Annotated in this window: 2 rRNA genes; both read right to left on the bottom strand. The window is 52.3% G+C overall.

The features are described from left to right. Window positions 1–7 precede the first annotated feature (7 nt). Window positions 8–123: ribosomal RNA gene (rrf, locus tag ACIQUF_RS25565) — 5S ribosomal RNA — on the bottom strand. A 140-nt stretch (window positions 124–263) separates the two neighbouring features. Then, window positions 264–1631, bottom strand: a 23S ribosomal RNA gene (locus ACIQUF_RS25560); the annotation flags it as partial.

The raw sequence follows: 1631 nt of genomic DNA, 5'->3' as shown, positions 1-1631 counted from the left end.
AAATGAATCTTGACGATGACCTACTCTCACATGGGGAAACCCCACACTACCATCGGCGATGCATCGTTTCACTACTGAGTTCGGGATGGGATCAGGTGGTTCCAATGCTCTATGGTCGTCAAGAAATTCTGTAGCCAGAATGTCTTAGGAACACTCTTGGCGAATTCGGATATGCGATATTTGTGGTTCGTCGCGAACTTTCGGTTCGTTTCGTCTTCACCACCACAATTCGGCGTCTTACGCTCAAATTGCTTGGGTGTTATATGGTCAAGCCTCACGGGCAATTAGTATTGGTTAGCTCAACGCCTCACAGCGCTTACACACCCAACCTATCAACGTCGTAGTCTTCGACGGCCCTTTAGGGGATTCTAGATCCCAGTGAGATCTCATCTTGAGGCAAGTTTCCCGCTTAGATGCTTTCAGCGGTTATCTCTTCCGAACATAGCTACCCGGCAATGCCACTGGCGTGACAACCGGAACACCAGAGGTTCGTCCACTCCGGTCCTCTCGTACTAGGAGCAGCCCCTCTCAAATCTCAAACGTCCACGGCAGATAGGGACCGAACTGTCTCACGACGTTCTAAACCCAGCTCGCGTACCACTTTAAATGGCGAACAGCCATACCCTTGGGACCGGCTTCAGCCCCAGGATGTGATGAGCCGACATCGAGGTGCCAAACACCGCCGTCGATATGAACTCTTGGGCGGTATCAGCCTGTTATCCCCGGAGTACCTTTTATCCGTTGAGCGATGGCCCTTCCATACAGAACCACCGGATCACTAAGACCTACTTTCGTACCTGCTCGACGTGTTTGTCTCGCAGTCAAGCGCGCTTTTGCCTTTATACTCTACGACCGATTTCCGACCGGTCTGAGCGCACCTTCGTACTCCTCCGTTACTCTTTGGGAGGAGACCGCCCCAGTCAAACTACCCACCATACACTGTCCTCGATCCGGATAACGGACCTGAGTTAGAACCTCAAAGTTGCCAGGGTGGTATTTCAAGGATGGCTCCATGAGAACTGGCGTCCCCACTTCAAAGCCTCCCACCTATCCTACACAAGCAAATTCAAAGTCCAGTGCAAAGCTATAGTAAAGGTTCACGGGGTCTTTCCGTCTAGCCGCGGATACACTGCATCTTCACAGCGATTTCAATTTCACTGAGTCTCGGGTGGAGACAGCGCCGCCATCGTTACGCCATTCGTGCAGGTCGGAACTTACCCGACAAGGAATTTCGCTACCTTAGGACCGTTATAGTTACGGCCGCCGTTTACCGGGGCTTCGATCAAGAGCTTCGCTTGCGCTAACCCCATCAATTAACCTTCCGGCACCGGGCAGGCGTCACACCCTATACGTCCACTTTCGTGTTTGCAGAGTGCTGTGTTTTTAATAAACAGTCGCAGCGGCCTGGTATCTTCGACCGGCGTGGGCTTACGGAGCAAGTCCTTCACCCTCACCGGCGCACCTTCTCCCGAAGTTACGGTGCCATTTTGCCTAGTTCCTTCACCCGAGTTCTCTCAAGCGCCTTGGTATTCTCTACCTAACCACCTGTGTCGGTTTGGGGTACGGTTCCCAGTTATCTGAAGCTTAGGAGCTTTTCTTGGAAGCATGGCATCAACCACTTCGTCGCCTAA

Source organism: Pseudomonas sp. NPDC090233, assembly GCF_044772285.1.
Lineage (GTDB): Bacteria > Pseudomonadota > Gammaproteobacteria > Pseudomonadales > Pseudomonadaceae > Aquipseudomonas.
Note: the sequence above shows the minus strand (reverse complement) of the source record. Positions and strands in the feature narration are given on the sequence as shown.